The following is a 23,382-nucleotide window of genomic DNA, read 5'->3' on the forward strand; positions in this document are numbered from 1 at the left end:
ACGTTGAGGGTTGATGGATGGACAAGGCCCCGCTCAGGCGGCCTTCTTCAGGTTCGCCGAAGCCTCGACGATGCCCATGATGTCGCTCTCCTTCATGATCAGGTAGTCGACACCGTCGATCTTCACCTCGGTGCCGGACCACTTGCCGAAGAGCACGACGTCGCCCGCCTTCACGTCCAGCGGCACGAGTTCGCCGCGCTCGTTGCGCCCGCCCGGGCCGACGGCGATCACCTCGCCCTCCTGCGGCTTCTCCTTGGCGGTGTCGGGGATGATGATGCCGCCGCGGGTCTTCTCCTCGGCGTCGATGCGCCGGACGACGACGCGGTCATGCAGTGGCCGAAACTTCATGAGTTCCTCCAGGTCTTGATCATCGCATGTGGATGGGCGGGACCCGATGCGAGGGCCTCGCGTGTCACCACCCGGCGCCTCCGGCATCCCGTCCGGGCGATGAGGTAGGAAAGGGCTTTTGGGCCCGCAAGACCCTGTCAGCACTTTTTTCAGACGAGTGCTAACAGGCTGATTTCAATGATGAAATGGAACTTTTCCCTTGCCTCGGCGCTGATGTTGCGTTGCGATGGGATTCGTCATCCGGCAAAGGAGGTTCACGCATGGCATCGGCAGATTTCGCCCGCCAGATGGAGGGCTACGGGCTGACCACGGCAGGCATTCTCTACCGCCTTCCCGACCACCCGGCCATCCTCCAGGAATATGTCTGGCAGGCCTATGACCTCGCCCCCCGCTTTCCCGAACTGAAGCGCTTCCTCGCCTTCTGGCAGGCCGAGCTGGAGGGCAAGCTCTACCGGGTGACGGTGGCGCACAAGGACCTGATCGGGCCGAGCGAGATGCGCGCCGTGGGAAGCGAGTTCCGCCTGCACTGAAGCCGCCCCGGCAGGGCCCGCGGCCGGCACCGCGGGTCCCCCCGCTCCCGATTGTCCCATTCGCGGCCCGGTTGAATCCCGGCGCCTTGACTCTCCCGCCCAGAGTCTCTCTCTTAGAGAACGAAACAGGAACAATCATGACTGCGCGGCGCGACACCCTCGCGGCGCTGAAGGGCACCCTTGCGCGTCTCGAGCGGGGGGGCCTGCCCTCGGCGTCGCCGCATTTCTCTCTCGGTCCGGCCGGGCTCGACGCCGCGCTGGGCGGCGGGCTGGCGCGGGCGGCTCTCCACGAGGTCTTCGCCGAGAGCCCCTCCCATGGCCCGGCTGCCACCGGCTTCGCCCTCTCCCTGGGGATTCTCGCGGCGCCCTCCGCGCCCGTCGTCTGGATCCGCCAGCGCATGCTCGACCAGGAGTTCGGCCGCCCCTACGGCCACGGCATCGCCGCCCTCGGCCTCGATCCCGGCCGCCTCGTCCTCGTCCGGGCGAAGGACGCGGAGGCGGCACTGAAGGCGACCCACGACGCCGCCCGCTGCGGCGCCGTCGGCGTCGTCATCGCCGAAATCTGGGGCGCGCCGAAGATCCTCGACCTCACCGCCAGCCGACGCTTGTCCATGGCCGCCGCCGAAAGCGGCGTCACCGTCGTCGCCACCCGCACCGGCGCGGAGCCCTCAGCCTCCGCCGCCCAGTCGCGCTGGCAGGTGCGGGGCATGGCCTCGGAGGCGGCGGAGGGCGGCCTGCCGGGCCTGCCGGCCTTCCTCGTCACCCTGCTGCGCCACCGGGCCGGCATTCCTCCCCGCGACTGGCCCATGGAGTGGGATCGTGAACACCGTCGCTTCCGCGAACGGACGGCGCTACCTCGCCGTCTGGATGCCCTTCCTGGCGACCGAACGGTTGCGCCGCAAGCGCCCGCCCTCCCCCTCCGGCGGGCCGGATGAGGCCCCGCTCGTCCTCACCGAGAAGGTGGGGGGTGCCCTGCTCGTCGCCGCGGTGGATGCGAAAGCGCGCGCCCTCGGCCTCGCCCCGGGGCAGAAGCTCGCCGATGCTCGCGCCTGCATCCCTGCCCTGGTGGCGATGGAGCACGACCGCGACGCCGACCAGCGCTTCCTGGAGCGCCTCGCCGACGCCGCCGACCGCTATACGCCGCTGGTGGCGCTGGAGCCGCCCGAGGGCTTCGTGCTCGACATCACCGGCTGCGCCCATCTCTTCGGCGGGGAAGCGGCGCTGCGCAGCGATCTCCTGCGTCGGCTCGCCGGTGCAGGCCTGACGGCGCGCGCCACCATCGCCGGCACGCCGGAGGCTGCCTCCGCCCTTGCGCGCTACGCCACCTGCGAGCGCGTGCCCCCCGGCGGCGAGCGGGACGCGGTGGCGCCCCTGCCCGTCATCGCCCTCGGCATCGACCCCGCCGTCGCCCTGGCCCTGACCCGTGCCGGGCTGAAGACCATCGGCGACCTCGCGGCACGGCCGGGCGACATCCTCGTCGCCCGCTTCGGGGCTGTGCTGACGACCCGGCTGCGTCGCGTCACCGGCCGCGAGGACACCCGCCTGACGCCGCGCCGCGCGGTAGCCGCCTGCATGGTCGAGCGCCGCTTCGCCGAGCCGGTGGGCCGGCGCGAGGACCTGCTCGGCGCCCTCGGCCTCATCCTCGGCACGGCGGGCACGACGCTGGAGGAGCGCGGCGAGGGCGGGCGGCTGTTCGAGGCGAGCTTCTTCCGCACCGACGGCGTGGTGCGCCGCATCGCCGTGGAAACGGGCGAGGCGACCCGCGACGGGGCGGCCCTCGTCCGTCTCTTCTCCGAGAAGATGCACCTCCTCGACGACCCCACCGACCCCGGCTTCGGCTTCGACCTCATCCGCCTCGCCGTCCTGCGCACGGAGGCGCAGGCGCAGCGCCAGGCCCGCCTCGACGGCCGCGACGAGGCCGACCGTGAGACGGTCGCCCTCATCGACCGCCTTGTCGCCCGCTTCGGCCGCGACAGCGTCGTGCGCCTCGTCGACCGCCATTCCCACATTCCCGAACGCGCCGAGACGATGCGCCCCGCCATCGCCGTCGGCGCCACCATGGCCTGGCCGGTCATGCGCACCGCCAGGCCCCTCACCCGGCCGCTCCAGCTCTTCGACCCGCCGCAGCCCATCGAGACCCTGGCCGAGGTGCCGGACGGGCCGCCGGCCACCTTCCACTGGCGCCGCACCACCCACCAGATCGCCCGCGCCGAAGGCCCCGAGCGCATCGCCACCGAATGGTGGCGCGACGGCGAAAGCGCCCTGACGCGCGACTATTATTGTCTCGAAGACTGCGAGGGCCGCCGCTTCTGGGTCTTCCGCCAGGGCCTCTACGGCACCGAGACGACCGCGCCGCGCTGGTTCGTCCATGGCCTCTTCGCATGAGGTGTCCATGAGCTTTCCTGAAACGGCCTATGCCGAGCTCGCCACCCACACCAACTTCTCCTTCCTGCGCGGCGCCTCCCACGCCCGCGACCTGGTGCTGACCGCGCTCGCCCTCGGCCATTCCGGCATCGGCATCGCCGACCGCAACACGGTGGCCGGCGTCGTGCGCGCCCACGCCTTCCTGAAGGAGATCCGCACCGGCGGCCTCATCCCCCCGGACAAGGTCAAGGAGGGGTCCTCGCCCGGCGAGTTCGTCTGGGTCGACATGCCCCAGGCCGGCGCCCTCGGCTTCTCGCCGGAGGCCTTCAAGGCAGCGGCGGAGCGCTTCCGCCTCGCCGTCGGCACCCGCTTCGTCTTCTGCGACGGATCGCCGGAGGTCATCGCCTATCCGGCCAACCGCCGCGGCTGGGGCCGCATCTGCCGCCTGCTCACCACCGGCAACCTGCGCGGCGGCAAGGGCGACTGCCGCCTCACCCTCGACGATCTCGTCGCAGATACCCGCGACCTCCTGCTGATCCTGATGCCGGGCGAGGACGAGGCGGGCCTCGAAGCGCCGCTGCGCGTGCTCGACGAGGCCGCCCCCGGCCAGCTCTGGCTCGGCGCCACCATGGGCCGGAGCGGCGAGGACCGCCGCCGCCTCTTCCGCCTCAAGGCCCTGGGCGAGGCGGTGGGCGTGCCGCTCCTCGCGGTCAACGACGTGCTCTACCACGACCCCGCCCAGCGCGACCTGCAGGACGTGCTCACCTGCATCCGCGAGGGCGTCACCATTGAGGAGGCCGGCTTCCGCCTCGCCGCCAATGCCGAGCGCCACCTGAAGCCGGGCCGGGAGATGGCGCGGCTGTTCCGCGACTGCCCCGAGGCCGTCGCCGAGACACAGCACCTGCTGGCGCGCATGGAGTTCTCGCTGGCGGAGCTGAAATACGAATATCCCGAGGAGCCCGTGCCGCCGGGCTGGACGCCCCAGGGCTGGCTGGAAAAGATCACCTGGGAGCGCGCCGTCCACCGCTACGGCGGCGCGGTGCCGGCGAAGGTCGAGAAGCTGCTCGCCGAGGAGCTCGCCCTCATCGCCAGCCTCGACTATGCCCGCTACTTCCTCACCATCGTCGACATCGTCCGCGTCGCCGAGGACAAGGGCATCCTCTGCCAGGGCCGCGGCTCCGCCGCCAATTCCGCCGTCTGCTACGTGCTCGGCATCACCGCGGTGGACCCCAACGACCACGACCTGCTCTTCGCCCGCTTCATCTCGTCGGAACGGCGCGAGCCGCCGGACATCGACGTCGACTTCGAGCACGAGCGCCGCGAGGAGGTCATCCAGCACATCTATGCCCGCTACGGCCGCGAGCGCGCCGGCATCGCCGCCACCGTCATCAGCTACCGGCCGCGCAGCGCCATCCGCGAGGTCGGCAAGGCCCTCGGCCTCACCGAGGACGTCACCGGCCGCCTCGCCGGCATGGTCTGGGGCTCATGGGGCACCGCCATCGGCGACCACTACGTCCGTCAGGCCGGGCTCGACCCGGCCAATCCGCTGATCCGCCGCGCCGTCGGCCTCGCCGAGCGCCTCATCGGCTTTCCCCGCCACCTCTCCCAGCATGTCGGCGGCTTCGTGCTGACCGGCGCCCGGCTCGACGAGACGGTGCCCATCGGCCCCGCCGCCATGCCCGACCGCACCTTTATCGAATGGGACAAGGACGACATCGACGCGCTCGGCCTGATGAAGGTCGACGTGCTGGCGCTGGGCATGCTGACCTGCATCCGCAAGGCCTTCGCCCTGCTGCGCGACACCGGCGGGCCGGACCTCGACCTCTTCAACGTGCCGCCGGGCGACCCCGCCGTCTACGACATGCTGTGCCGCGGCGATTCCATCGGCGTCTTCCAGGTGGAGAGCCGGGCGCAGATCAACATGCTGCCGCGGCTGAAGCCCCGCAATCTCTACGACCTCGTCATCCAGGTCGCCATCGTCCGCCCGGGCCCCATCGAGGGCGACATGGTCCATCCCTACCTGAAGCGGCGGGCGGGCATCGAGCCCGTCGTCTATCCCTCGCCGGCTCCGGGGCACGGGGAGCCGGACGAGCTCTACCAGGTGCTCAGCAAGACCTGCGGCGTGCCGCTGTTCCAGGAACAGGCCATGCGCCTCGCCATGGTGGCGGCGAAATTCACCGCAGACGAAGCCAACGGCCTGCGCCGCGCCATGGCGACCTTCCGCAATGTCGGCACCATCGGCCGGTTCGAGACGCTGATGACCGGACGGATGGTGGCGCGCGGCTACGACCCCGCCTTCGCCCAGCGCTGTTTCGACCAGATCAAGGGCTTCGGCAGCTACGGCTTCCCCGAGAGCCACGCCGCCTCCTTCGCCAAGCTCGTCTACATCTCCTCCTGGATCAAATGCCACCACCCCGCGATCTTCGCCTGCGCCCTTCTCAACGCCCAGCCCATGGGCTTCTACGCGCCGGCCCAGATCGTCCGCGATGCGCGCGAGCACGGCGTCGAGGTCCGCGCCGTCGACGTCGACTTCAGCCTCTGGGACAACGGCCTGGAACCCGGCAGGGACGGCCACGCCCTGCGCCTCGGCTTCCGCCAGATCGACGGCTTCCACCAGGCCTGGGCCGACAGGCTGGTGGCGGCGCGTTCAAGACCTTTCGCCGGCATCGAGGACCTCGCCCGCCGCTGCGCTCTGCCCGCAAGGGCGCTGCACATCCTCGCCGATGCCGACGCCTTCCGCTCCCTCGGCCTCGACCGGCGCGAGGCGCTGTGGGCGGTACGCCGCCTGCCCGACGACAGCCCGCTGCCGCTCTTCGCCGCGGCGGATGCCCGCGAGCTCGGCGAGGAGGCCGACGCCCTGCTGCCCGCCATGCCGCTCTCGGAACACGTCGTCGCCGACTACCAGACGGCGCGGCTGTCGCTGAAGGCGCATCCGCTGCAGTTCCTGCGCGCGCGTCTCGCCGCCGAGGGCATCTCGACCTGCGCGGAGATCACCGCCGCCGCCAACGGCGCGCGGGCGAGGGTCGCGGGCGTCGTCCTCATCCGCCAGCGGCCGGGCAAGGGCAACGCCGTCTTCATCACGCTGGAGGACGAGACGGGCATCACCAACGTGGTGCTCTGGGCCCGCCGGATGGAGCGCTTCCGCCGCGCCATCATGGGGGCGCGGCTGCTCATGGTGGAGGGCCTGGTGCAGCGCAGCCCCGAGGGCGTCGTCCACCTCATGGCCGAGGACATCATCGACCGCACGGCCGATCTCCAGCGCCTGTCGGAGGACCCGATGCGCGACAGCCTCGCCCGCGCCGACGAGGTGTCGCGGCCGCAATATCCGCGTGGCGGCGGCCGCCACCCGCGCGACGTCAGGGTGCTGCCGAAATCACGCGACTTCCACTGACCGCGCCGGCGCCTCGTCGACCGACGTCACGTCAAAGGCGTGTGGCACCTCGCCACGTCGCCAGATCTCGACCATGCCCTCGTAGGCGCGGCCGAGATGCTCGGCGAAGCGGTCGGGGTCGAAGAGCGGAACGCTGTCGCGGCCGCGCACCAGCGTCTCTCGCAGCGCCCTGGCCGTGCCGGGATCGTTGCCGATGGCGACGGCCTTGGCCTTGTACTCGTCGAAGCTGGTGGCGACGAGCTGTCCCATGCCGGCCGCCCTCAAAATGCTGCCCGAGACGCGGGAGACGAAGCTGCGGCCGGACAGCGCCAGGAGCGGCGCGCCCATCCACAGGGCGTCGCTCGCCGTGGTGTGCGAGCCGACGGGGAAGGTGTCGAGCGCGAGATCGACGAGGCCGTAGCGGGCGAGGTGGTACTCGTTGTCCATCACCGGCCCGAAGACCAGCCGGGTCGGATCGACGCCGTGCTCTTCCGCGCGTGCGCGCAGGCGCTCGCCGATGACCGGATCCTTCGACAAGAGCCAGAGCACCGAGCCGGGCACGCCCTTCAGGATGTCCATCCAGGCGGCGAAGAGCGTGCCGCCGACCTTATAGACATGGTTGAACGAGGCGAAGACGAAGCCGGTCGCCGGCAGCCCGACCATCTCCCGCGTCGGCGTCTCCACCACCGTGCGGCTGCGCCGGTTGGGCTGGTAGCAGTCCGGCAGCCGCACCACGGCCTCGGAATAGTCGCCCTCGGCGCCGCGAGGGATGATGAAGGGGTCGGCGATGATGTAGTCGGCCTCGGCGAGGCCATAGGTGCCGGGATAGCCGAGCCAGTTCACCTGGATCGGCGCGGCGCGATACTTCAGCAGGCTGAGCCGCGAGCCGCCCGTATAGCCCTTGAGGTCGACGAGCACGTGGATGCCGTCGCGGCGGATGAGGCTCGCGGTCTCGGTCTCCGTCAGCAGGTTGACGTCTTCGAAGCGATCGACCGCCGCCTTGAGCCGCGTGCGCTCTCCGTCTTCCGGGAAAGCGTCATAGGAATAGGCCACCACCTCGAAGCGGCTGCGGTCGGTGCGTTCCAGCGCCTCGGTGAGCAGCTTCAGGGTCGCGTGATTGTGGAAGTCGTTGGAGAAGTAGCCGATGCGCAGCCGCTCGCCCGGGGCCGGCGGCGCGGGCATCGGCACATCCAGCGCCTCCGTCGGCCCAGGAAGGATGCGCGCGCGCCGTTCCGAGGCGATCCGCTGCAGCGCCGGGTCGTCGGTCATGGCCAGCACCATGAAGGGCGACAGGCCCGCCTTGACGATGGTCTCGCCCAGCGGCTCCAGCGAGCCGAGAATTTCCGCGGCGAGGTCCATCTCCACCACGTGCGAGGCGGAGTGCGCGATGGTCGAGAGGAGCGCGCTGTGCTGGGGCAGGCGCTCGCGCACGATGCGGCCGAGATCGACCACCTGCTGGTGGGCGCTGGCGTCGAAGAGGAGATCGACGAGCCGCGTCAGCACGTCGAGACGTGCGCCGGTGGCGGCGGCCAGATCGGCCTGCGCCTTGGCGGCTCCCAGTTTGTCCTCGCTGGCCATCAGCGCCATGATCTTGAACATCGCCGCCCAGCGGTCGTCCGGAACGAGAGCCAGAGCGACGTCGGCACCCGCCACCGCCTCGCGATTGCGGCCGGCCTGCACGTGCTGCCCAACCTCATACAAGTGCAGGATGGCGCTGAGATCCTCGAGCCGCATGCCGAGAGCGAAGGAGGCTTCGTTCGCCACGCCCGTGCTGCGGAAGACCGGGCCGAGCGGCAGCCAGACGTGCGCCTCCGGGTCCGCCGCCAGCGCCTTCTGCGCATGGGCGAGCGCCGCGTCGTAGTCGATGCGCGCCATGGCGATCATCATGGCGACCGCGTCGATCTTCGGATGGCTGGTCAGCCGCGACAGATGCGCGACGATCGGTTCGGCGTTTTCGACATTGCCGGCCCGGGCCATGCACCAGGCGAAACTGAGGAAGGCGTCGGCGCGGCTGGAATCGCTGCGCGCGAGCGACAACCAGAGCTGGCTGGCGGTCATCAGGTCCCCGAGGGAGAGATGCGCCGCCGCCAGCGTGTCCACCGTGTCGGGGTCGCTGCTGCCGCTGTTGCGGGCGACGAAATCGGCCGCCGCCCCCTGCGCCGCCAGCGCCCGGTCGAGCAACGCGCGATGGGCGGCGACGTCCGGCTGGGCGAGGCCGAGCTGGCGGGCGATCCTGACCGCGATGGAGGCCTCGTTGCGCCGGAGCGCCGCCTCGGCGGAACTGGTGGCATAGTCGACGGCGTGGCGCAGCGTCCGCTCGTCGAGGGGACGGCTCCATTCCAGGGCTCTGGCCATCGCGGTCTCCACGGGCGGGCGGGCCGCGCGGTGCGTGGCCATCTGCAGCCGCACTTTTGGCGAAGATGGTTAACGGGGCTCTAACGCGGCGCCCCAAAGAAAAAAGGGCGGCCCGTGGGCCGCCCTTCCGATGTCTCCGGCTGAGGAGGGATCAGCGGAGGAACTGGAGGACCTGCTGGTCGCCCTGCGAGGCGAAGGACAGGGCCGAGGTGGCGAGCTGCGCGCGGGTGTTGAGCGCGAGCAGGTTGGCGCCTTCCTCGTTCTGGTCGGCGAGGGTGAGGTTGTCAGCACCGCCGCGCAGCGTGTTGATCATCGACTTGGTGAAGTCCTGGCGGTTCTGCACCACCGAGAGGTTCGAACCGAAGGCCGAGGACTGCGACCGCAGCGAACTCATCGCCGCCGACAGGTCCGTCAGGATGGCGTCCAGATTGGCGTCGGAGTCGGCGATCGCGGCGGACTGGACGTCGATGCCGAGATTGGTCGAGTTGATCGCCTCGCCGTTCTTCGACTGGATGGTGATCGAGGAGGATCCCGTCTCGTTGAAGGTGATGGCGAGAGCGTCGCCGCGCAGCAGGTTGATGCCGTTGAAGGAGGCGTCTTCCGCCGTGCGGTCGAGCTGCTGGCGCAAGTCGTTGAACTGGGTGATCAGGTCGGACCGGACGGTGTTGCCGCCGATGGTGCCGCCGGTGCCGGTGGTGGCGACGGCAGTGTCGGTGACGGTGAGGTCCGAGGTCGACAGGTTCTCGATGCGCAGCTTGCCGTTGTCGTTCGAGGCGCGAACCTTGGACGTCAGCGACGAGTTGCCGTTGATCGAGGCGACGACGTCGTCGACCGAGGCATTGGCCGAGACGGCGACGGTGACCGCGGTGGTGCCGACGGCACCGCCCGTGAACACGATGTCGCCGGTACCGGACGTGGCGGTGAAGGCGTAGCTCTCGCCCTTCCAGGACTTGTCCTGGCGGGCCTGGCGGATGGCCGACTGCAGCGACTCGACCGTCTTGGTGATCGACTTCAGACCGTTGTCGGCGGCTTCCAGGGTCTTGATGCCGTTGGACATGGAGTCCAGCAGGGCACCGAGGTCGTTGCCGCGCGAGTTGAGGGCGGCCGCGGTGAAGAAGTTGGTCGGGTTGTCGAGGGCCGAGTTGACCTTCTTGCCCGAGGCGAGGCGACCCTGAATGGTTTCACGCAGCGAGGAAATGTTCTGGAGCGCGAGAAGGTTCGAGCGGACGCCGCGCGAAATGGTGATATCAGACATGGATACTGCCCTCTCCTAGGGACCCCTGCTTCTGAGGGGTGGTCGATACGCAACCTCCACATCCTGGGAGGGCCTTCAATTCTAGAAGGCGAGGGCATGTTGCGACGGACATCGTTAAAAAAGAGAATACGGACAGAAGTTTTTTACCACGTCTCCTTACCCAACGTTATCCTTGACGGTCCGTTGGACCATGTGCGCCCCCGGGGCGAAACGAAAAAGGGCGGCCCGGAGGCCGCCCTTTGGAGCTTTGAAAGGCTGAGGGATCAGCGGAGGAACTGGAGGACCTGCTGGTCGCCCTGCGAGGCGAAGGACAGGGCCGAGGTGGCGAGCTGCGCGCGCGTGTTGAGCGCGAGGAGGTTCGCACCCTCTTCGTTCTGGTCGGCGAGGGTGAGGTTGTCCGCACCGCCGCGCAGCGTGTTGATCATCGACTTGGTGAAGTCCTGGCGGTTCTGCACCACCGAGAGGTTCGAACCGAAGGCCGAGGACTGCGACCGCAGCGAGCCCAGTGCCGTCGACAGGTCGGTCAGCACCGCGTCCAGATCGGCGTCGGAGTCGGCCACCGACGTCGCCTGGGTGTCGATGCCGAGGTTGGTCGCATTGATCGCCTCGGCGTCCTTCGACTGGATGGTGATCGAGGAGGATCCCGTCTCGTTGAAGGTGATGGCGAGAGCGTCGCCGCGCAGCAGGTTGATGCCGTTGAAGGACGCGTCCTCCGAGGTCCGGTCGAGCTGCTGGCGCAGGTCGTTGAACTGCTCGATGAGGTCGGCGCGGACCGTGTTGCCGCCGATGGTGCCGCCGGTGCCGGTGGTGGCGACGGCCGTGTCGGTGACGGTGAGGTCCGAGGTCGACAGGTTCTCGATGCGCAGCTTGCCGTTGTCGTTCGAGGCGCGAACCTTGGACGTCAGCGAGGAGTTGCCGTTGATCGAGGCGACGACGTCGTCGACCGAGGCATTGGCCGAGACGGCGACGGTGACCGCGGTGGTGCCGACGGCACCGCCCGTGAACACGATGTCGCCGGTACCGGACGTCGCGGTGAAGGCGTAGCTCTCACCCTGCCAGGACTTGTCCTGACGAGCCTGGCGGATGGTGGACTGCAGCGATTCCACCGTCTTGGTGATCGACTTCAGACCGTTGTCGGCGGCTTCCAGAGTCTTGATGCCGTTGGACATGGAGTCCAGCAGAGCACCGAGGTCGTTGCCGCGCGAGTTGAGGGAAGAGGCCGTGAAGAAGTTGGTCGGATTGTCGAGGGCCGAGTTGACCTTCTTGCCCGAAGCGAGGCGACTCTGGATGGTCTCGCGGCCGGCGGCGATGTTCTGCAATGCGAGGAGGTTCGAGCGGACGCCGCGCGAGATGGTGATGTCAGACATGGTACTCGTGTCCCTTTTCTAGGGTCCCCCAGCACACGGGGGCTTGACGCACCTTCCGAACAGGAAGGACCTCCGATCCTCGGAGGCGAGAGACACAATGGGCCGTTACCGTTAATTTTCCGTCCAGTTGCCGTAAAATATTGTTTTAATGTCGCACTAAAATGCGGGGCGTCCGGCCAGCCTGCCGTAACGGCGCCCCAAAGAAAAAAGGGCGGCCCGGAGGCCGCCCTTTCGAGGTGGAAAGGCTGAGGGATCAGCGGAGGAACTGGAGGACCTGCTGGTCGCCCTGAGAGGCGAAGGACAGGGCCGAGGTGGCGAGCTGCGCGCGGGTGTTGAGCGCGAGCAGGTTGGCACCTTCCTCGTTCTGGTCGGCGAGGGTGAGGTTGTCCGCACCGCCGCGCAGCGTGTTCATCATCGACTTGGTGAAGTCCTGGCGGTTCTGCACCATGGAGAGGTTCGAACCGAAGGCCGAGGACTGCGACCGCAGCGAGCCGAGCGCCGTCGACAGGTCCGTCAGCACCGCGTCGAGGCTGGTGTCGGAGTCGGCCACCGAAGTCGCCTGGGCGTCGATGCCGAGGTTGGTCGCGTTGATCGCCTCGCCGTCCTTCGACTGGATGTTCAGCGAGGACGAACCCGTCTCGTTGAACGTGATCGACAGGGCGTCGCCGCGCAGCAGGTTGATGCCGTTGAAGGAGGCGTCTTCCGCCGTGCGGTCGAGCTGCTGGCGCAGGTCGTTGAACTGCTCGATGAGGTCGGCGCGGACCGTGTTGCCGCCGATCGTGCCGCCGGTGCCGGTGGTGGCGACGGCCGTGTCGGTGACGGTGAGGTCCGAGGTCGACAGGTTCTCGATGCGCAGCTTGCCGTTGTCGTTCGAGGCGCGAACCTTGGACGTCAGCGACGAGTTGCCGTTGATCGAGGCGACCACGTCGTCGACCGTGGCGTTGGCCGAGACGGCGACCGTGACCGCGGTGGTGCCGACGGCGCCGCCCGTGAACACGATGTCGCCGGTGCCGGACGTCGCGGTGAAGGCGTAGCTCTCGCCCTGCCAGGACTTGTCCTGACGGGCCTGGCGGATGGCCGACTGCAGCGACTCGACCGTCTTGGTGATCGACTTCAGACCGTTGTCGGCGGCTTCCAGGGTCTTGATGCCGTTGGACATGGAGTCCAAGAGCGCGCCGAGGTCGTTCGAACGGGAGTTCAGCGAAGCGGCAGTGAAGAAGTTGGTCGGGTTGTCGAGGGCCGAGTTGACCTTCTTGCCCGAGGCGAGGCGCCCCTGGATCGTCTCACGCTGCGACGCGATGTTCTGGAGCGAGAGGAGGTTCGAGCGGACGCCGCGCGAGATGGTGATGTCAGACATTGTAGTACCCTTTCCTAGGGACCCCTGCTTCTGAGGGGTGGACGATGACGCCTCCGCATTCTGGGAGGTCCTTCAATTCTCGAAGGCCCGGGAACTGTCGTCCTGCGCCCATTAAAAAAGACTTTTTTCTTTCGCTACATGAAATGATCTGGAATTAATGGTAAATGACACAGCAACTATACTGCGTTTACCGATTATTAACCTTGACAAATTACTTAAATCTCCACCGAAGACACTTCAGGTGATTCATGGCCGACTTGCCCGGCGGTTCTGCGCCCCTCGCCCTCGCCGATGTCCCCGTCCCTCGCGAACTCGGCCTCTTGCTGCGGCTCGAGGAGGTCGACACCATCGGCAAGAGCATCGCCTTCCTCGTGCAAGAGATGCTCCTGAAGGGCTTCGACGCCATTTCCCACGCCGATCTCGCCGCCAGGGTGGAGCTGATCCTGGGGGCCATGCCCAGCGCCCGGCCGCTGATCCTCGGCATGCAGTTCGCGCTCCTGGAGGAGGATTTCGCCCTCGCCCTCGACCACGCCCGGCTGCTGGTGGAACGGGAGGCCGAGCTGATGGCCCTCGCCCTCGCCGCCCGGAGCCCGGCCCCCGTCCAGCCCTGACGGTCGCAGGGCGAGGCACCCTCTTTACCGGTCGTTTACCATGTCCGCCCATCCTGCGCCGACGATGGACCAGGGGCAGTCGATGCGGGTGGTGATTCTTGCCGGGGGGCGCGGCACGCGGATCTCGGAAGAGACCGACGTGAAGCCGAAACCGATGGTCGACATCGGTGGTCGCCCCATCCTCTGGCACATCATGCGCCACTATGCGGCGCAGGGTTTCGACGACTTCATCATCGCCGGCGGCTACAAGGCGGACGTCATCAAGCGCTTCTTCCTCGACGAGGTGCGCATGGCCGGCGACCTGACGGTGGACACCCGCCGCGGCCGCGTCACCCGCTCGGGCCCCGCTTTCGACAACTGGCGCGTCCGCATCGTCAACACCGGCCTCGACACCAACACCGGTGGGCGCATCCTGCGCCTCAAGCCCCATCTCGACGGCGCGCCCTTCCTGGTCACCTATGGCGACGGCGTCTGCGACGTGCCGATGCAGGCCGTCATCGACCAGCACCGCGCTCAGGGCCACCTCGCCACCATCACCGCCGTGCACCCCCCGGCCCGCTTCGGCGGCCTGAGGTTCGACGGCGACGAGGTCGCCGGCTTCGTCGAGAAGCCGCAGATCGGCGAGGGCTGGATCAACGGCGGCTTCGCGGTCTTCGAGCCGGGCGTCTTCGACTATCTCGCCCTCGACGGCGACGAAGGCTCGCTCGAGGTGGCGCTCTACGAACGCCTCGCCCGCGAGGGCAAGCTCGGCGCCTATCGCCACGAGGGCTTCTGGCAATGCGTCGACACCCTGCGTGAACTGCGCCTGCTCCAGAGCCTCTGGGACGGCGGCAGGGCTCCCTGGAAGACCTGGACCGATGAACCGGTCCGAAGCGTGGCAGCGGCGTGAGGGCGCGATGAAGGTTCTGGTCACCGGCCATGCCGGCTATGTCGGATCGGTGGCGACCGCCGTCCTGGCGGAAGCGGGTCACGAGGTCACCGGCCTCGACACCGGCTTCTTCGCCCCCTGCCACACTGAGGGCATGGTGCCGGTCGATCCCGTTCGCACCATCGCGAGGGATGTGCGCGAGGTGACGGCAGACGATCTCGCCGGCTTCGACGCGATCCTCCACCTCGCCGCGCTCTCCAACGACCCGATGGGCGACCTCGCCCCGGAACTCACCGCCGCCATCAACCGCGACGCGACGATCGCTTTGGCGCAAGCCGCCAAGGCCGCCGGCGTCGCCCGCTTCGTCTTCGCCTCGTCCTGCTCCATCTACGGCGCCGGCAATCCCGACCTGCTCCTCGACGAGACCGCGCCGGTCAATCCGCTCACCGCCTATGCCGCCAGCAAGGTCGAGAGCGAAAAGGGCCTGCTCGCCCTCGCCGACGCGACCTTCGCGCCGACCTTCATGCGCAACGCCACCTGCTACGGGCTCTCGCCGCGGGTGCGCACCGATCTCGTGCTCAACAATCTCGTCGTGTCAGCGCTGTCCACCGGCGAGGTGAAGCTTCTCTCCAGCGGCCTCGCCTGGCGCCCGCTGCTCCACGTCCGCGACCTCGCCCGCGCCGCCGCGGCCATCCTCGCCGCCGATGCGGCGAAGGTCTGCGGCGTCGCCTTCAACATCGGCCAGAACGACGAGAACCATCTCGTCCGCGACATCGCGACCATCGTCGCCGAGGCCGTGCCGGGATCCAAGGTGACCTTCGCCGAGGGCAACACGATCGACCCGCGCTCCTACCGGGTCGACTTCGGCAAATTCGCGAGTGCCTTCCCCGATTTCCGCTTCCTCCACACCGCCACCTCCGGCGCCAAGGAGCTGGTCGCCGCCCTCGCCGGCCGCACCACGCCCCAGGACCTCACCGGCCAGCGCTATGTCCGCCTCGCGCGGCTGAAGCACCTGCTCGACGGCGGGGCCCTCGCCGCCGACCTGACCTGGCGCGGCGAGCGCGACACCGCCCCGCTGGCGGTCAAGCGCGAGCGGGTGCCCGTCGCCGGTCCCTCCATCACCCAGCGCGAGATCGACCTGACCGCCGAGGCGGCCCGGAGCGCCTGGTTCGAGAACCACGCCAAGTACAATCTGCGCTTCGAGGCCATGGTGGCCGAGCAGACGGGGCGGAAACACGCCATCTCCCTCGCCCACTGCACCTCCGCCATCCACCTGGCGCTGGCCGGCCTCGGCATCGGCCCCGGCGACGAGGTGATCGTGCCGGAATGCACCTGGGTCGCCACCGCCTCCCCCGTCGTGCAGGTCGGCGCCACGCCCGTCTTCGCCGACATCGACCCGGTCTCCTGGTGCCTGTCGCCGGCGAGCCTCGCCGCCGCCATCACGCAGAAGACGAAGGCCGCCATCGTCGTCGACCTCTATGGCGGCATGCCCGACTGGGCCCGCCTCGAGGCCATCGCCCGTGACGCCGGAATCATCCTCATCGAGGATGCGGCGGAGGCCATCGGCTCGCGCTTCCGCGACAAGCCGGCGGGTGCCTTCGGCCGCGCCTCGGTCTTCTCCTTCCACGGCTCCAAGACGGTCACCACCGGCGAGGGCGGCATGCTCGTCACCGACGACGATGCCCTCGCCGAACGCGTCAACATCCTGCGCGACCAGGGTCGCCATCCCACCTCCCGCGCCCTCATCACCGAGGAGGTCGGTTTCAAGTACCGGATGTCGGCCATGCAGGCGGCCATGGGCATTGCCCAGATGGAGCGCCTCGACGAACTCATCGCCAGGAAGCGCGACATCTTCCGCTTCTATGCCGAGGATCTCGCCGGGACCCCCGGCCTGACCCTCAATGCCGAGCCGGCCCAGGTGTTCAACTCGTACTGGATGGTCACCGCCGTCCTCGACCCGAAGCTCGGCCTCCTCAAGCAGCAGATCGCCGCCGAACTCGGCGCCGAGGGCATCGACACCCGCCCCTTCTTCTATCCGCTGAGCTGGCAGCCGGCCTTCCGCAGCCAGCCCTCGGCCGCCGGCGCCGCGACGCGCAACCCGGTCGCCTATGCGGTCTCGCCGACCGGCATCAATCTGCCGAGCGGCTACAACGTCACCCGCGACGTCGCGGCGCGGGTGTCGCGCTCGCTGAAATCCATCCTCCAGCGGCACGCCCGCCGCGCCGCCTGACCCTCCGGAGCCGCCCCATGGCCGCCAGCGCCGCTCGAGACCTGTCGCGGACGGAGGCCGAGCCCGCCGCGCGGCCGCTCGTCACCATCGCGCTGCCGACCTACAACCGCGCGCAATATCTCGACCGCTTCTTCACCCACCACATCGACGCCTTTACCGCCCGCGGCATCGATTTCGAGATCCTCGTCTCGGACAACTGCTCGACCGACGACACCGCCGCCATCGTGGCGCGCTGGGCCGCGGCCGACCCGCGCATCCGCTCGGTCCGGCAGAGCGAGAACATCGGCGCCTACGGCAACTTCCTCTATTCCTGGCGGCAGGCGCGCGGGCAGTTCGCCATCTGGGTCGGCGACGACGACCTCCTGGTGCCCGACGTCGTCGTCGACTATCTCGGCCGCCTCGCCGCCGATCCCGACCTCGTCATGGTTCAGGCGCCGTGGATGCTCATTGACGAGACCCGCGACAACGCCGAGATAGGCACCTTCTATCGGATCACGGGCGAGCGCCTGTTCCGGCAGGGCGAGCACGCCGCTTGCCTCGACTATCTCCTCGGCCACCACATCTTCCCCGAGTGGTTCATCATCCGCACCGACGTGGTGCACGACGTCATCGAGCCGGTGACGGGCTTCGTCTTCCACTATTTCGCCCATCTCGCCCGGGCGCTCACCCTCGGCTCAGTGCTCTTCGCGCCGGAGCCCTTCGCCCGCGTCACCGCCATCTCGAAGGGCGGCGTCAATCATTCCGGCAACAGCGAGACCATGGACGGCTGGGACCGCTTCCGCGGCGGCATCGAGTTCTTCGCCTCCTTCATCGAGCCGGCCCCGCTCGCCGACCCCGTCCAGTCGGCCCCGCTGCTCCGCCGCTTCCAGGACTTCACCATCAAGCGCATGCAGGTGGCCATCAACCTGCACGTCAACGCCGGCAACTGGAGCCATGCCTACCATCTCGACCGGCGCGTGCGCGCCTACGGGCAGCCCGGCTGCCACCCGGACATGCGGCCGGTTCTCGCCGGCCTCTGTGCCATCGAGACCCTGGTCGCCGAAGCCCGCGCCCAGGCGCGCCATCTCCTCGTCCTCGACGACATGATCGCCGACGACACGCTGGAAAGCCTGACGCCGGGCATCCGCGCCGCCATCATCCGCCGCCGCGATCCCCGCGCCGCATCGCCGGCCCCCAAGGCCTTCGCCCTGATGCAGACGCCGCCCGAAGGGCTCCTCGGCCCGGACGACATCGTCCTCGATCTTCCGGCCGCCTTCCGCCGCACCGCGTTCTGACCATGGCGCTCACCCTCGGTGGCGACGGCGGCGGGCGGATCGTGCTCAGGGACACGCCCTGGGACGCCCGCGCCCTCGGCCGGCCGACGCTGGACGTGACCGAACTCGCCCTCGCCTGCGAGAACGGGGCCGGCACGGATGACGACGACCTTTTCGCCGCCCTCGACGCCGCCTGCCAGGAGCGCGGCGCCGCCCTGGTGACGGCCCGGATCGATGCGGCCCGCCGCCAGGCGATCGCGCGGCTTCAGGCCGCCGGGTTCCGCTATGTCGAGACCGTCCTGCGCCTGCGCTATCCCAATCTCGCGCGCTTCGACGCTGCCGGAACCCGCCCACTGGCGCTGCGTGCGCCGCTCGCAGAGGATCACCCCGCGCTCCTCGACCAGGCCGCCGCGACATTCAACTTCGGCCGTTTTGCCGAGGACCCGGCCATCCCGCCCGCGGTCAACCCGCGCCGCCAGATCGACTGGATGGAGGGTCTCCTCGCCGGACGGGCGACGGTGCTGGTCACCGGCCCACCTCCCCGCCCCGCCGCCTTCATGGCCTTCACCACGGCGGAGGGCGCCGCCGACCTCGTCCTCGGCGGCACGCAGCCGGATCAGGCGGTTCTCGCCCTGCCCTTCTGGACGGCGATCATGCTGCACCTGAAACAGGCGGGCATCCGCCGCGTCGATACCGTCGTCTCCGCCGCCAATGTCGGCGTCGCCAATCTCTATGCCCGCCTCGGCTTCCAGATCCGCGAGACGCTGGTCGGGCTCCACCTCCACCGCCCCTGAAACGAAAACGGGCGCCCGCCGGCGCCCGCTCGTCGTGGCCGTCAGGCGCGCCGTTACTGCGGCGGCGCCTGGGTGTTCTGCTGGTTGAGGAGCTCGGTGACCCGGCGCAGCGTCACGCGCCGGTTCTCCGCCGAGGGCCCCTGCGTCTGCACTTTGAGATACTGCTCGCCGTAGCCTTGAGTCGTCAGGTTCTCCGGCGGGATGTTGTAGCTCTGGGTCAGCGCCGTCGCGATGGCCTGGGCGCGGCGATCCGACAACGACAGGTTGTCGACGTCGTTGCCCACCGCGTCGGTATGGCCCTCGATGAGGAAGACCTCGTTCGGGTTGGCCGTGATGGCCCGCCCGAGCGCCGCCGCGATGGTGTCGAGGCGCTGGATCTGGTCCGGCTTGATCTCCCACGATCCCGTGTCGAAGTTGATCGTGTTGAGGTCGACGCTGCGCGTATAGGCGCGCACCGTCGGGCTGTAGCGCACCTCGTCCAGCGTGTAGCGCCGCGGCGGACGCTGCACCGGCGGCGCCGTCAGCGCCTCGTAGATCACCTCCGGCGGAGCCTCGTCGGCGTCGACGATGTAGCGGTCGGGCGGCATGGAATATTCCGGCGGCGGCAGAACGACGATCTGCTCCTCGAAGGTGCGGGCACGCGGCCTGAACGAGTTGTCGATCAGGATGACCTCGCGGCCGTCCGGATAGCGGCGGATGCGCCGCAGGAGCTGGCCGTGCTCGTCGGTGACCGTGATGACCCGGATCCCGCCCGGGCGGTCGTAGATCGACACCAGTTCGTTGCCGCGGCGCTCGGTGCGGAAATCACCGCCCAGATCACGGAACCGCGCGGTCTCGTCGTGACGCACGAAGACGCCCTCGCCGTCGCGGACGATGGTCCGGCCGGGCTCGTGGATGACGGTCACGCCGTCCTGCGTGAATTCGCGGCGCCGCTGGCGCACCTCGCCGACGTCGTCGGCGCGGGCGCCCTGATTGAGCATGAAGCCGCCGATGACGCCGGCGCCGAGGCCGATGGCCGCCGCTCCGGCGGGGCCGATGCGGGAGCCGCGCCGACGCTCGGGCGGACCGCTCGGCGGCTGGCCGCCAGCGAAGCCTCCGGGGCCGCCGACACCGGGCGGCTGGCCGGGGCCACCGGTTCCGGGCCGCTGGCCGAAGCCGGGCTGGCCCGGGGTCGGCGGCTGGCCCGTGCCGGGCTGGGCGACCGGCGGCTGACCGGGGCCACCGGTTCCGGGCCGCTGGCCGAAGCCGGGCTGGCCCGGGGTCGGCGGCTGGCCCGTGCCGGGCTGGGCGACCGGCGGCTGACCGGGGCCACCGGTTCCGGGCCGCTGGCCGAAGCCGGGCTGGCCCGGGGTCGGCGGCTGGCCCGTGCCGGGCTGGGCGACCGGCGGCTGACCGGGGCCACCGGTTCCGGGCCGCTGGCCGAAGCCGGGCTGGCCGGGGGTCGGCGGCTGGCCCGTGCCGGGCTGGGCGACCGGCGGCTGGCCGGGGCCACCGATTCCGGGCCGCTGGCCGATGCCGGGCTGGCCGGGGGTCGGCGGCTGACCCGTGCCGGGCTGGGCGACCGGCGGCTGGCCGGGAACGGTGCCGGGCGCGCGCTGGCCGATGCCGGGCTGGCCCGGGGTAGGCGGCTGGCCCGTACCGGGCTGGGCGACCGGCGGCTGGCCGGGAACCGTGCCGGGCGCGCGCTGGCCGATGCCGGGCTGGCCCGGGGTCGGCGGCTGACCCGTGCCGGGCTGGGCGACCGGCGGCTGGCCGGGAACGGTGCCGGGCGCGCGCTGACCGATGCCGGGCTGGCCGGGAACGGTGCCGGGCGCGCGCTGGCCGATGCCCGGCTGGCCGGGCGTGGCCTGACCACCGGGAGGCTGTGCCGTCTGGCCCGGGGCCGTTCCGCCGAACGGCGGACGACCGTCGGCGGGGCGGATGGCGCCGGGCGTTCCGCCGGGCCGCACGGGCGAGGTGGCCGCGGGGGGTGTCGCCTGCTGGCCGGTGGCGGCCGGAGGGGGTGCCGTGCGGCCGGGCTGCGGCTGGGCGAGACCGGGAGGCGGGGCGGCCGGCCGGCCGCCGAAGCCGGGCTGGGCACCGCGTGCCGCGGGCGGCTGGCCCTGACCCTGACCCTGCCCCGGACGCAGGCCGGGCGGCGTGCCCACCGGCGGGCGCTGCTGGACGGCAGCGGGCGGCGCGACGCGCGGCTGCTGCGGCGGCGTCGCCTGCATGGGCGGACGCGGTTGCTGCTGCGGCGCCGCCTGGGCCGGGCCTCGCTGCTGGAACGACGGGGCCGGCCGCTGCGGCGCGGCCTGGATGGGGGGCGCCTGGCGCTGCGGGGCGGCCTGCACCGGCGGGCGCGGCTGCTGCTGTACGGGCGCCACGGGCGGGCGCGGCTGCTGCACGGCCGGGCGGCCCTGCTGCGGCGGCGGTCCGCCGGGCCGGCGCTGACGCGGGTCCTGTCCCTCGCCCTGGGGCTGCATCTGCGCGAGGAGGAGCGTGCCCTCGGGCCGCAGCGTATCGCCGAAGCCTGGGCCGATCGCCAGGACGGGCAGGATGGTGCCCGCCAGCAGGGCGCGTTTCATCGCGTGCATGATCGTCTCCACATCGTCAGGTGCGCGCCGGTCGGGACCGGCGGTTCAGACCGGTATCGCATCCAACAAAGGCGGCGCAATCGCGACCGTGCCGAGGCAGGTCGGGGCATTTGCCTTAACGTTGTTCATCAAGGACACGTTCCCGCCCGCCGGCACGCGGTGCGGAGCCATGTCACCCGTTCGCTTCGAACGAGCGGTCAGAGCGGCTTCTTCAGCCACTTGCCGATGACGCCGACGATGCCCTCGCGGAAGACCAGCACGCAGACCACGAAGATGACGCCCTGCACGACCGTCACCCAGGCACCGAGCCCGGCCAGGAAGTTCTGCATCGAGATGATGACCGCCGCGCCGATGATCGGTCCGAACACCGTGCCCATGCCGCCGACCAGCGTCATCAGCACGACCTCGCCCGACATGCTCCAGTGCACGTCGGTGAGCGAGGCGAGCTGCACCGCGATGGCCTTGGTGGCGCCGGCGAGGCCTGCCAGCGAGGCCGACAGGACGAAGACGGCGAGCTTGTACTGGGCGACCCGGTAGCCGAGCGACACGGCCCGCGCCTCGTTGTCGCGGATCGCCTTCAGCACCTGTCCGAAGGGCGAGTGGATGATGCGGTAGATCAGCAGCACGCCGACGAGGAAGATGACGGCGACGAAGTAGTAGGTGATGGTGTCGTTGCCGAGCGGCAGAACGCCGAACAGGTTGTTTCGCGGCACCGCCTGGATGCCGTCCTCGCCGCCCGTGAATCCCGGGGTCTGCAGCGAGAAGAAATAGACCATCTGCGCCAGGGCGAGGGTGATCATGGCGAAATAGATGCCCTGCCGGCGGATCGCCAGCGCGCCGAAGACGAGGCCGAGGGCGGCGCCCGAGGCCGTGCCGAGCAGGATCGAGACCTCCGGCGTCAGGCCCCAGTGCTTGGCGGTATAGGCGGCGACGTAGGAAGCGAAACCGAAATAGGCGGCGTGGCCGAAGGAGAGCAGGCCGCCATAGCCGAGCATCAGGTTGAAGGCGCAGGCGAAGAGCGCGAAGCACAGCACCTTCATCAGGAAGAACGGATAGCCGATCACCGGGATGAAGGGCAGCACCACCAGCACCGCCGCCAGGGCGATGAACAGCATGCGATGGAGGGCCGAATGATCCGCGCTCTCGGCTGCGACGGGGCCGGACGTGGGGGCGGCGATGGTGACCTCGGCCATCAGGCGGTCCTCCCGAAGAGGCCGGCGGGCTTCACGAGCAACACGATGGCCATGATGATGAAGATGACGGTGGCCGAAGCCTCCGGATAGAAGACCTTGGTCAGGCCCTCGATGATGCCGAGGCCGAACCCGGTGACGATGGCGCCGAGGATCGAGCCCATGCCGCCGATGACCACCACCGCGAAGACGACGATGATCAGGTCGGCACCCATGTTGGGGTTGACCGAATAGACCGGCGCCGCCAGCACGCCGGCGAAGGCGGCGAGGCCGACGCCGAAACCGTAGGTGAGCGTGATCAGCAGCGGCACGTTGATGCCGAAGGCCTGGGTCAGCGTCGGATTCTCGGTCGCCGCGCGCAGATAGGCGCCGAGGCGGGTCTTCTCGATGACGAACCAGGTCGCCAGGCAGACGACGAGCGAGGCGACGACCACCCAGCCGCGATAGTTGGGCAGGAACATGAAGCCGAGGTTCTGGCCGCCGCGCAGTTCCGCCGGGATCTGGTAGGGCAGGCCGGAGGAGCCGAAATAGTTGCGGAACAGACCCTGAATGATGAGGGCGAGGCCGAAGGTCAGCAAGAGGCCGTAGAGGTGGTCGAGGTGGTAGAGCCGCTGCAGAAACAGCCGCTCGATGATGACGCCCGACACGCCCGCCACGAGGGGGGCCAGGAGCAGGGAGGGCCAGTAGCCGATGCCCACCCAGTTGAGCAGCATCCAGGCGATGAAGGCGCCCATCATGTACTGCGCGCCGTGGGTGAAGTTGATGATGTTCAAGAGGCCGAAGATGACGGCGAGGCCAAGACTGAGGATCGCGTAGAACGAGCCGTTGATCAGCCCCAGCAGGAGCTGTCCGAAAAGGGCCTGGGGCGGAATGCCTATGAGCTCGAACATGGACTGCGAATCCCGGAGAGAAGC

17 protein-coding genes are annotated in these 23,382 nt (G+C 69.8%); 9 read left to right on the plus strand and 8 right to left on the minus strand.

Features of this window, described 5'->3' with window-relative positions; all coding sequences use genetic code 11:
* Nucleotides 1-33: 33 nt before the first annotated feature.
* Nucleotides 34-348: a co-chaperone GroES gene (gene groES / locus C6569_RS13450; RefSeq protein WP_106749337.1), complete on the minus strand. Its 315-nt coding sequence runs from the start codon at nt 346-348 to the stop codon at nt 34-36.
* Between the two features lie 260 nt (nt 349-608).
* Here groES and C6569_RS13455 point away from each other — a divergent pair, with 260 nt between their 5' ends.
* The 4 genes from C6569_RS13455 to C6569_RS13470 all read left to right on the plus strand — a co-directional run bounded on the left by C6569_RS13455 (nt 609) and on the right by C6569_RS13470 (nt 6,633).
* On the plus strand, nt 609-878 hold the full coding sequence (locus C6569_RS13455) for an usg protein (RefSeq protein WP_106749338.1): 270 nt from the start codon (nt 609-611) through the stop codon (nt 876-878).
* A gap of 137 nt (nt 879-1,015) precedes the next feature.
* Nucleotides 1,016-1,813: an ImuA family protein gene (locus tag C6569_RS13460; protein ID WP_106749339.1), complete on the plus strand. Its 798-nt coding sequence runs from the start codon at nt 1,016-1,018 to the stop codon at nt 1,811-1,813.
* Complete coding sequence (locus C6569_RS13465; protein ID WP_342750227.1) at nt 1,698-3,263, plus strand: Y-family DNA polymerase; 1,566 nt, start codon at nt 1,698-1,700, stop codon at nt 3,261-3,263. The genes C6569_RS13460 and C6569_RS13465 overlap by 116 nt, the downstream gene beginning before the upstream one ends.
* 7 nt (nt 3,264-3,270) lie before the next feature.
* Entirely contained in the window at nt 3,271-6,633 is a 3,363-nt protein-coding gene (locus C6569_RS13470; RefSeq protein WP_106749341.1) for an error-prone DNA polymerase, read from the plus strand.
* On the opposite strand, the gene C6569_RS13475 is transcribed toward C6569_RS13470, so the two are convergent.
* The 4 genes from C6569_RS13475 to C6569_RS13490 all read right to left on the minus strand — a co-directional run bounded on the left by C6569_RS13475 (nt 6,616) and on the right by C6569_RS13490 (nt 12,946).
* On the minus strand, nt 6,616-8,967 hold the full coding sequence (locus C6569_RS13475) for a tetratricopeptide repeat protein (RefSeq protein ID WP_146144804.1): 2,352 nt from the start codon (nt 8,965-8,967) through the stop codon (nt 6,616-6,618). The two genes, C6569_RS13470 and C6569_RS13475, sit on opposite strands and share 18 nt — an antisense overlap.
* Before the next feature lie 151 nt (nt 8,968-9,118).
* Nucleotides 9,119-10,222: a flagellin N-terminal helical domain-containing protein gene (locus C6569_RS13480; protein WP_106749343.1), complete on the minus strand. Its 1,104-nt coding sequence runs from the start codon at nt 10,220-10,222 to the stop codon at nt 9,119-9,121.
* 263 nt (nt 10,223-10,485) lie between these two features.
* A complete protein-coding gene (locus C6569_RS13485; protein WP_106749344.1) occupies nt 10,486-11,589 on the minus strand; it encodes a flagellin N-terminal helical domain-containing protein in 1,104 nt (367 codons plus the stop codon).
* Nucleotides 11,590-11,842: 253 nt separating this feature from the next.
* The gene (locus tag C6569_RS13490) at nt 11,843-12,946 is read right to left on the minus strand and encodes a flagellin N-terminal helical domain-containing protein (protein ID WP_106749345.1); all 1,104 of its coding nucleotides are present in this window, start codon (nt 12,944-12,946) and stop codon (nt 11,843-11,845) included.
* A 248-nt stretch (nt 12,947-13,194) separates the two neighbouring features.
* Here C6569_RS13490 and C6569_RS13495 point away from each other — a divergent pair, with 248 nt between their 5' ends.
* Genes C6569_RS13495 through C6569_RS13520 form a run of 5 tightly spaced genes read left to right on the plus strand, consistent with a single transcriptional unit; the run spans nt 13,195 to nt 18,702 of the window.
* Nucleotides 13,195-13,557 carry a flagellar biosynthesis repressor FlbT gene (locus tag C6569_RS13495; RefSeq protein ID WP_106749346.1) on the plus strand — a complete coding sequence of 121 codons (363 nt, stop codon included), beginning with the start codon at nt 13,195-13,197 and terminating at the stop codon, nt 13,555-13,557.
* A 40-nt stretch (nt 13,558-13,597) separates the two neighbouring features.
* Nucleotides 13,598-14,446 carry a glucose-1-phosphate cytidylyltransferase gene (gene rfbF, locus C6569_RS13500; protein WP_342750228.1) on the plus strand — a complete coding sequence of 283 codons (849 nt, stop codon included), beginning with the start codon at nt 13,598-13,600 and terminating at the stop codon, nt 14,444-14,446.
* Between the two features lie 7 nt (nt 14,447-14,453).
* On the plus strand, nt 14,454-16,655 hold the full coding sequence (locus tag C6569_RS22090) for a bifunctional SDR family oxidoreductase/aminotransferase class I/II-fold pyridoxal phosphate-dependent enzyme (protein ID WP_215905753.1): 2,202 nt from the start codon (nt 14,454-14,456) through the stop codon (nt 16,653-16,655).
* A gap of 17 nt (nt 16,656-16,672) precedes the next feature.
* Nucleotides 16,673-17,929, plus strand: a complete 1,257-nt coding sequence (locus C6569_RS13515; RefSeq protein ID WP_106749347.1) for a glycosyltransferase family 2 protein — start codon at nt 16,673-16,675, stop codon at nt 17,927-17,929.
* 2 nt (nt 17,930-17,931) lie between these two features.
* Nucleotides 17,932-18,702 (plus strand): GNAT family protein, encoded by a 771-nt coding sequence (locus C6569_RS13520; RefSeq protein ID WP_106749348.1) that lies wholly within the window; start codon nt 17,932-17,934, stop codon nt 18,700-18,702.
* A gap of 53 nt (nt 18,703-18,755) precedes the next feature.
* Here the strand turns inward: C6569_RS13520 and C6569_RS22245 are convergent, their stop codons facing one another.
* The 3 genes from C6569_RS22245 to C6569_RS13535 all read right to left on the minus strand — a co-directional run bounded on the left by C6569_RS22245 (nt 18,756) and on the right by C6569_RS13535 (nt 23,358).
* Complete coding sequence (locus C6569_RS22245) at nt 18,756-21,278, minus strand: OmpA family protein (RefSeq protein ID WP_245898100.1); 2,523 nt, start codon at nt 21,276-21,278, stop codon at nt 18,756-18,758.
* Nucleotides 21,279-21,475: 197 nt separating this feature from the next.
* Nucleotides 21,476-22,471 (minus strand): branched-chain amino acid ABC transporter permease, encoded by a 996-nt coding sequence (locus C6569_RS13530; RefSeq protein WP_106749349.1) that lies wholly within the window; start codon nt 22,469-22,471, stop codon nt 21,476-21,478.
* On the minus strand, nt 22,471-23,358 hold the full coding sequence (locus tag C6569_RS13535) for a branched-chain amino acid ABC transporter permease (protein WP_106749350.1): 888 nt from the start codon (nt 23,356-23,358) through the stop codon (nt 22,471-22,473). The genes C6569_RS13530 and C6569_RS13535 overlap by 1 nt, the downstream gene beginning before the upstream one ends.
* Nucleotides 23,359-23,382: the final 24 nt, after the last annotated feature.

Source organism: Phreatobacter cathodiphilus (genome assembly GCF_003008515.1).
GTDB classification, from domain to species: domain Bacteria; phylum Pseudomonadota; class Alphaproteobacteria; order Rhizobiales; family Phreatobacteraceae; genus Phreatobacter; species Phreatobacter cathodiphilus.

Excerpts from the sequence above, each read along its gene's own strand:
- C6569_RS13490 (WP_106749345.1), bottom strand. The coding sequence starts at position 12,946 with ATGTCTGACATCACCATCTCGCGCGGCGTCCGCTCGAACCTCCTCTCG.
- C6569_RS13485 (WP_106749344.1), bottom strand. The coding sequence starts at position 11,589 with ATGTCTGACATCACCATCTCGCGCGGCGTCCGCTCGAACCTCCTCGCA.
- C6569_RS13535 (WP_106749350.1), bottom strand. The coding sequence starts at position 23,358 with ATGTTCGAGCTCATAGGCATTCCGCCCCAGGCCCTTTTCGGACAGCTC.
- C6569_RS22090 (WP_215905753.1), top strand. The coding sequence starts at position 14,454 with ATGAAGGTTCTGGTCACCGGCCATGCCGGCTATGTCGGATCGGTGGCG.
- C6569_RS13515 (WP_106749347.1), top strand. The coding sequence starts at position 16,673 with ATGGCCGCCAGCGCCGCTCGAGACCTGTCGCGGACGGAGGCCGAGCCC.
- C6569_RS13460 (WP_106749339.1), top strand. The coding sequence starts at position 1,016 with ATGACTGCGCGGCGCGACACCCTCGCGGCGCTGAAGGGCACCCTTGCG.
- rfbF (WP_342750228.1), top strand. The coding sequence starts at position 13,598 with ATGTCCGCCCATCCTGCGCCGACGATGGACCAGGGGCAGTCGATGCGG.
- groES (WP_106749337.1), bottom strand. The coding sequence starts at position 348 with ATGAAGTTTCGGCCACTGCATGACCGCGTCGTCGTCCGGCGCATCGAC.
- C6569_RS13530 (WP_106749349.1), bottom strand. The coding sequence starts at position 22,471 with ATGGCCGAGGTCACCATCGCCGCCCCCACGTCCGGCCCCGTCGCAGCC.
- C6569_RS13480 (WP_106749343.1), bottom strand. The coding sequence starts at position 10,222 with ATGTCTGATATCACCATTTCGCGCGGCGTCCGCTCGAACCTTCTCGCG.
- C6569_RS22245 (WP_245898100.1), bottom strand. The coding sequence starts at position 21,278 with ATGCACGCGATGAAACGCGCCCTGCTGGCGGGCACCATCCTGCCCGTC.
- C6569_RS13470 (WP_106749341.1), top strand. The coding sequence starts at position 3,271 with ATGAGCTTTCCTGAAACGGCCTATGCCGAGCTCGCCACCCACACCAAC.
- C6569_RS13520 (WP_106749348.1), top strand. The coding sequence starts at position 17,932 with ATGGCGCTCACCCTCGGTGGCGACGGCGGCGGGCGGATCGTGCTCAGG.
- C6569_RS13455 (WP_106749338.1), top strand. The coding sequence starts at position 609 with ATGGCATCGGCAGATTTCGCCCGCCAGATGGAGGGCTACGGGCTGACC.
- C6569_RS13475 (WP_146144804.1), bottom strand. The coding sequence starts at position 8,967 with ATGGCCAGAGCCCTGGAATGGAGCCGTCCCCTCGACGAGCGGACGCTG.
- C6569_RS13495 (WP_106749346.1), top strand. The coding sequence starts at position 13,195 with ATGGCCGACTTGCCCGGCGGTTCTGCGCCCCTCGCCCTCGCCGATGTC.